This is a genomic window from Ilyobacter sp. (assembly GCF_041583315.1).
Classification (GTDB): Bacteria; Fusobacteriota; Fusobacteriia; order Fusobacteriales; family Fusobacteriaceae; genus Ilyobacter.
Genome location: NZ_JBFHGC010000220.1, coordinates 1 through 4,465, shown reverse-complemented (window position 1 = coordinate 4,465; position 4,465 = coordinate 1). Strand labels below are relative to the sequence as shown.

Sequence of the window (4,465 nt, the reverse complement as noted above, 5' to 3'; positions counted from 1 at the left end):
GAGATAGCAAAAGGTATCGAAAAAAAAATCATCTACGGAAGCCTGAAATATCAGTTCTATCATGAACTCATTAGGAGTTAGATATTGCTTTTTAGAAAGCTTGTCCTTGAAATAATAGAGAATAATAAATTTAAAAAAAGTACACCCAGAGGATTTTATTCTCTGGATGCATCACTTTATTTTAGTAATGATAATTTTGCATATATTCTTCAAAGGATATGGCTTTGCCTTTTTCTAATCCTAAAATATAGGATTCCAATAGGGAAAATACAAATTCCGGGGCCTCGTTCACAGTAACAAATTTATCAGGATGAGTTTTTGAAAGTACCTGAACATCAGAGTCAATCTGACCTCCTGTAAAAACCTGTAGGCAATCTGTGACCACTCCTTCCACAAGCTTTTTAACACCCATAAAACCAAGAGGAGCGATCTGGTTGACTCCGCACGAGCTGCTGCATCCGGAAATTTTTATTCCGTCAATAAGCTGAGTATAGAGGGGGCCTCTATACTGCGGATATTTATCAAAGAGTTCATCAATTTTCTCAGAAATACTTCTCCCAATTACTTGAGAATCTAAAAGTCCTATTCCGCAAAGGCTAGCCCCTATACACGTAACAACGTGGTTTGTAAACTTAATGGCAGTTGCCCCCTGATTTCTAAGATTCTTTTCCAGTAATTGATGCAGTTCATAAATAAAATTTTTATGAACTAGGGGTATGTAGATATCCTGCTCAGTGGAGAGCCTCACAAAAGGACAACCGGTTTTTTCTAAAATCTGAGAGAACTTTTTTAAATCCTTGGAAGAAAAGTTTCCTCCGCCGATAAATAATCTTACGGAAAATACATCTGGAAAAATAGTCTCTTGAACTGCGGCTTTTTTCCATATTTCAAAATCTGAACTATATATTTCCTCACTGCGGTCTTTTTTCAGAGAATATACAATTTTGGAATAATCCTTCTCTTCAAACTTCTTATATTCTTCAGATATTATAGTTTTATTATAGTATTCATCGAAAAGTTCTTTGAATCTTTCAAATCCTAGTTCCTCTACAAGGAATCTCAGCCTCCCCTTGCTTCTGTTGACCCTTTCACCATGGTCGTAAAACAATTCAAGCATTGATACAGAAGCTCTGATGCACTCTCTGGCTGGCAGAAAATCAAAGAGAATCCTTCCTACTGAAGGACATCTACCCATTCCTCCCCCAGCATAGACTAAAAATCCTTTTTCTCCATCTTTTATTCTGGCTAAAAATCCAAGGTCGTTTACTGCTGTATGCCCCTTGTCTCCATTCTCAGAAGAAAAAGAAATCTTAAATTTTCTCCCGAGATCGAAGGCTTTTTCAAAGCCATGAATGAACATATCTGTTTGTATGGCATATGGCCTTACGTCAAACACTGTTTCTTTGGATATACCAGAAAGTGGCGATACCAGTGGGTTACGGTAGGCATTTCCTCCCCCTCCTTTGAAAGGCATATCGTTTTCTGTGCAAGCTCGTATTACATCATATACTTTTTCTCCGGGAACACCCTGAAGCTGTATACTGTCACGTGTAGATATATGTGCAAAGGATATATCGTTTTTATCCATGATCTCACTTATTACTTTTATCTTTCTTAGGGAAAATTCGCCTCCCACCTGTCTCACTCTTGTCATGAATCTTCCGTCTCTTGTATTATAGATTCCAAATTTTGCTGTTACTTTTTTTACATCAGGTATTTTAATCTCTTTTGCACTATATTTTTCCAAAGCCTCTTTGACCTCTAAATGCTCGGATTTCAAATTTTCTGTCAATATCATCTTTGTCCCCCCAGTGAATATTATATTTAATTATAGTACATTAACTGAAATAGTTGAAATAGAAGAATCCTATTGTGACTATAAGTTAAAGGTTATAGTTATTTAAAATAATATATTTTAAAAGGAAATAAAAAATTTGTCGTATAAGAAATTATAAAGTTTTTTTATAATACATTTCTAATAAACTTAAAACATATTCTTAAAAGGATATAACTTATGTTATGCAATACATAATTATTTACAGGAGGAATTTATGGAAAACATAAGCGAACACTTGATATTTGATCTTTTTATATGCCAAAGGAAATTTGAACAGGCTCTCAAACAGATTGCAAAAACCTTTGGAGCTTCAAAAAATAATTTAGAAATTATTTTTTTGACTTATTTGTACAAAAATCCCGGGATAACCCAGTATGATCTCTGTACAAAATTTGATATTGAAAGATCTCATATTAATAAAATCATCAAAAAACTTGAGGCTGAAAAGTTTTTAGAGATGAAAGGAACTGTTCACTTAGGATTATTTAGAAAAGAGATTTATCTTACCAAAAGAGGCATTGACGTAGCCGGTCCTACACTTGAGATTATGAAAAAATTTAAAAATGATATATTCAAAAGACACCCACTTATGGACTTTCACGGCTTTGCCTCCAATGTAAATTTACTTTCTAGAGTCTCTAAAGAGGATGTGACAGAAACTGTAAACAACAGTCTCTTATTGCATATTAAGTAAGGAGGGGAAAAATATTTTGAAGTATAAGATCAATATCACCAGCTGCCACGGCTGTGACGATTGTATTTTTACACAGTCAAAAGATTTAAAGAAAGTTTTAAAAAATGGTGAACTTTTAGTGGAATCAGAAAGTATTCTGGAAGTGAATTGTGATGCAGTAGAACAAATTCAAGGTTAGTTATAAAAATTATATAGCAAAAGAAGGAACCGTGAAGGTTCCTTCTTCAAGATATTAAATCAACATTAAAATAAAATGTTACTTAGTTTCATATTTAGGGCAGTATAATATTTTTGATTTTTCCAGTGAATCCACTCCGGAACATCTGTCACTTAAATATTTTATACAGCTTTGACATTTCTTTAAAAGTCCTAATTTCATAAATATATCTCCTTAAACTGGAATAGAATTAATCTTTTTACAGGGGCAGTATATCATTTTAGGGATTAATTTTCAAATTTTTATTACATTTTAGTACAAAATAATCAAAACAAGAAATTTAAATTCTTAGAATAAAAATTTAAAAGAGATTTTTTAAAACTTTTTTGAAACAAGTCAGGTCTAAAAATTATAGTACTACAATCTGATCATTGATAATAAATTGGAGGTCAAGGAATGCTTAATAAAATATCTAGAAAAAAAATAGATGCAATTTACAAAAAAGAAGGTTTTGAAAATCAGTTTGAAAAGACTAAAAATACTGGTTTAGAACTTATACTGTCAGTTCAAAAGTTTACTATGGACCCTACAAAGAAAAAACTTGAGAACATTAAAAACCATGTTGCTGATTACTGGATTTTATGTAAACAAATACTTAGGAATGCCCCCAGAGAAGAATTGAAATATCTTGTTAATTTAAATAATAGTTTTGAAAAAACAATCACTGCCCTTGACTTAAAAGAGATTTATTCCAATATCATGGAAAAATACAAAGATGACATATTGAGAATAACGGAAAACAAACTGAAAAATTTAAACCTTTCAATAGGTGAAAATTTAAAAAAAACATCAGATACTTATCCTTTGGGACTATGCTGATGAATGCAAGGGAATTATATTCACTATAATTCCCTTTTTCTATTTGAAAAATAAAATTATTTGTTATTTTAATAAATTTTAACTATAATGTATAAAGATCACAGAAAGATAATATATATATTGGAGGACAAATATGAAACTTGATTTTGATAAAGTAGCAAAAGATTGGGATTCAGATGAAACAAAAAAAAAGAGAGCTTCTGATGTAGCAAAAGATATTTTGAGATTTATTTCAGATACAGGAGAAATGAGTGCCATGGAGTATGGATGCGGAACAGGCTTACTTGGATTCAGTCTTTTACCTCATTTTAAAAATATGACATTTTGCGATTCTTCCCAAGGGATGATGTCTGAAGTAGAGGAAAAAATAAAAAAATCAGGTTATAAAAATTGTAATACCATCTTAATCGATATTGAGAAGCCTCTGGATACCTCTATAAAATATGACTGTATATTCAATCTCATGGTTCTTCACCATATACCTGATGCAGAAGAGATAATAAAAAAATGGTCAGAAAGTTTGAATGAAGGGGGATATCTCTGCATAGCAGACTTAGAAGAGGAAGACGGAAGTTTTCACGGGGATGATTTTAACGGACATAAAGGTTTTAATAAGAGAGAATTAACTGAAATTTTTAAAAAAAATAATTTTAATTTTATCACTACTTCAGAACCTCATGTGGTTATAAAAAAGATGCCAGACGGAACAATCAGTGAATATCCTCTGTTTCTAATGATAGGTAAAAAGAAATAAAAATTATCCGATATTAAAAGGACTTCTCATTATAAAACATGAGAAGTCCTTTTAGTTCTTTAGACTATAATTTTTTATATCCATTATTTTAGAATGTTTTTTCATTTGTTCCATTTGCTATTTCATTAAGGGAATTTATCTGGG

At 31.5% G+C, this 4,465-nt stretch carries 6 protein-coding genes; 4 read left to right on the top strand and 2 right to left on the bottom strand.

Translation table 11 applies throughout. The features are described 5' to 3' along the window. Positions 1-181: 181 nt before the first annotated feature. Positions 182-1,798, bottom strand: coding sequence for a nitrite/sulfite reductase (locus ABZA26_RS08620; protein ID WP_372714115.1), 1,617 nt, complete (start codon positions 1,796-1,798; stop codon positions 182-184). A gap of 253 nt (positions 1,799-2,051) precedes the next feature. On the opposite strand from ABZA26_RS08620, the gene ABZA26_RS08615 reads away from it, so the two are divergent. Together ABZA26_RS08615 and ABZA26_RS08610 are read left to right on the top strand one after the other, a co-directional pair. Further along, the gene (locus ABZA26_RS08615; RefSeq protein WP_372714114.1) at positions 2,052-2,531 is read left to right on the top strand and encodes a MarR family winged helix-turn-helix transcriptional regulator; all 480 of its coding nucleotides are present in this window, start codon (positions 2,052-2,054) and stop codon (positions 2,529-2,531) included. Positions 2,532-2,547: 16 nt separating this feature from the next. Beyond that, entirely contained in the window at positions 2,548-2,709 is a 162-nt protein-coding gene (locus ABZA26_RS08610; protein ID WP_372714113.1) for a hypothetical protein, read from the top strand. A 78-nt stretch (positions 2,710-2,787) separates the two neighbouring features. Here ABZA26_RS08610 and ABZA26_RS08605 read toward each other — a convergent pair whose 3' ends face one another. Further along, positions 2,788-2,910, bottom strand: a complete 123-nt coding sequence (locus tag ABZA26_RS08605; RefSeq protein WP_372714112.1) for a hypothetical protein — start codon at positions 2,908-2,910, stop codon at positions 2,788-2,790. Positions 2,911-3,144: 234 nt separating this feature from the next. Between ABZA26_RS08605 and ABZA26_RS08600 the strand changes: the two genes are divergently transcribed. Then, entirely contained in the window at positions 3,145-3,567 is a 423-nt protein-coding gene (locus ABZA26_RS08600; protein ID WP_372714111.1) for a hypothetical protein, read from the top strand. A gap of 133 nt (positions 3,568-3,700) precedes the next feature. Beyond that, on the top strand, positions 3,701-4,321 hold the full coding sequence (locus ABZA26_RS08595; RefSeq protein WP_372714110.1) for a class I SAM-dependent methyltransferase: 621 nt from the start codon (positions 3,701-3,703) through the stop codon (positions 4,319-4,321). Positions 4,322-4,465 lie beyond the last annotated feature (144 nt).

Coding starts and splice junctions, on each gene's coding strand:
- ABZA26_RS08620 (WP_372714115.1), bottom strand. CDS start 1,798: ATGATATTGACAGAAAATTTGAAATCCGAGCATTTAGAGGTCAAAGAG.
- ABZA26_RS08615 (WP_372714114.1), top strand. CDS start 2,052: ATGGAAAACATAAGCGAACACTTGATATTTGATCTTTTTATATGCCAA.
- ABZA26_RS08605 (WP_372714112.1), bottom strand. CDS start 2,910: ATGAAATTAGGACTTTTAAAGAAATGTCAAAGCTGTATAAAATATTTA.
- ABZA26_RS08600 (WP_372714111.1), top strand. CDS start 3,145: ATGCTTAATAAAATATCTAGAAAAAAAATAGATGCAATTTACAAAAAA.
- ABZA26_RS08595 (WP_372714110.1), top strand. CDS start 3,701: ATGAAACTTGATTTTGATAAAGTAGCAAAAGATTGGGATTCAGATGAA.